The organism is Ligilactobacillus apodemi DSM 16634 = JCM 16172 (assembly GCF_001434405.1).
In the GTDB taxonomy this organism is placed as follows: domain Bacteria; phylum Bacillota; class Bacilli; order Lactobacillales; family Lactobacillaceae; genus Ligilactobacillus; species Ligilactobacillus apodemi.
Window position 1 is genome coordinate 1 of the sequence record NZ_AZFT01000016.1, and the last position, 1,838, is coordinate 1,838.

The 1,838-nt window shown below is 41.3% G+C and carries 1 protein-coding gene; it reads left to right on the forward strand.

What is annotated here, in order from left to right:
* Positions 1 to 1,838, forward strand: a 1,838-nt coding sequence (locus FC32_RS10670) for a mucin-binding protein (protein WP_420835861.1), incomplete at both ends; no start/stop codon positions are given.

The following is a 1,838-nucleotide window of genomic DNA, read 5'->3' on the forward strand; positions in this document are numbered from 1 at the left end:
ATTTGGTTAAATATCAATGAAGTTGAATTTGCTAAGAATGGTTTCCAAAGTTTACCAATTTATGACAATGGTGCTAACGAAGACCTATCGATCAGTGGTTCAGACTTAGTTGCAAATATTCTTGCTAACGCGATCAAAGATAACCAAACTGATCCAACAGTTAACGTGAGCTCATCACTTTACAAAGATGCGCCTTACTATGGTATCTCCACAATGCGTGCGAGTCACCAAATTTGGTTCCCACATACTACAGTAAACGAAGCTGCTGGTACGCATACTAACACGATCGTTTATGTTTATGAAGATGGAACAACTGCAGCTCCAACTGTAACTCAAGAAGTTGATATGGTGCGTGATTTAACCTTATCACTTAGCGCTGACACGATTACAGAAATCCAAGAATATGCTGCAACTCATACAGCTGACGAAATCTTAAACTATATCAAAGAAAAATATGAAGTTACAGCTGATACTGGTTGGACGATCAATAACGCTGTTAACACAACAACAGCTTATGATGCCGTAACTACACCAACTATCTCAGGTTATACAGCATCGATCCAATCAACCAATGCAAATGGCGTGTCAACAGATGATGCCTCAAGTGTACACGCAATTTTAGAAATTCCAGAAACGATCGTTGAAAATGGTCAATTAACTGACGTTTACAAGAACAATGGTACGACTGGGATTCCTGAAAACTATGTCACAGTCGTTGTTTACAAGAAGACACAACAAACAGCGACGATCACATACGTTGATAGTACAACGGGTGAAACGATCCAAGTTGATACAGTTACTGGTGCTTCCGATTCTACGATCAACTACAGCACAGCAGATACGATCAAAGAACTTGAAGATAAGGGTTATGTTTTAGTTGAAGATGGCTTCCCAAGTGACGCTACATTTGACGATGATGATAGTGTTGACCAAAACTACACGGTTACATTGAAACACGGTGAAACAACGGTTACACCAGATAACCCAGTGACACCAGGTGATCCGATCAACCCTAACGATCCAGATGGTCCAAAATGGCCAGCTGAAGCAGGTGAAGTATCTAAGGACGTAACGTTAACCGTCACATACAGCGGCGCCGGTGACCAAACACCAGCTGACAATGTGCAAACAGCAACATGGACACGAACAGTTACAGTTGACAATGTTACAGGTGGAGTAGTTTCTTCAACTGACTGGACATCTGATAAGACAACTTACGATGCCGTAACGACACCAGTGATCACAGGTTACTATGCTGATACAGCTGAAGTAACAGCCCAAACAGTAACACAAGAAAATATTACAATTCCAGTTGTTTACAAGGAATTAGGTAAGATCATTCCAGTTGATGAAGATGGTAACGAAATTCCAGGTGCAGAAACACCAACTTACAACAATGATCCAAGTGATCCAACTCAAGCAGGTGAAACACCAACACCAACGATTCCAGGCTACCACACAGAAACAACAAGTGTTAACCCAGAAGATCCAGGTTCAGATACAAAAGTTGTTTATGTAAAAGATCAACAAACAGCAACGATCACATACGTTGATAGTACAACGGGTGAAACGATCCAAGTTGATACAGTTACTGGTGCTTCCGATTCTACGATCAACTACAGCACAGCAGATACGATCAAAGAACTTGAAGATAAGGGTTATGTTTTAGTTGAAGATGGCTTCCCAAGTGACGCTACATTTGACGATGACACAAGTGTTGACCAAAACTACACGGTTACATTGAAACACGGTGAAGAAACTGTTACACCAGACAACCCAGTAACCCCAGGTGATCCAATCAACCCTAACGATCCAGATGGTCCAAAATGGCCAGCTGA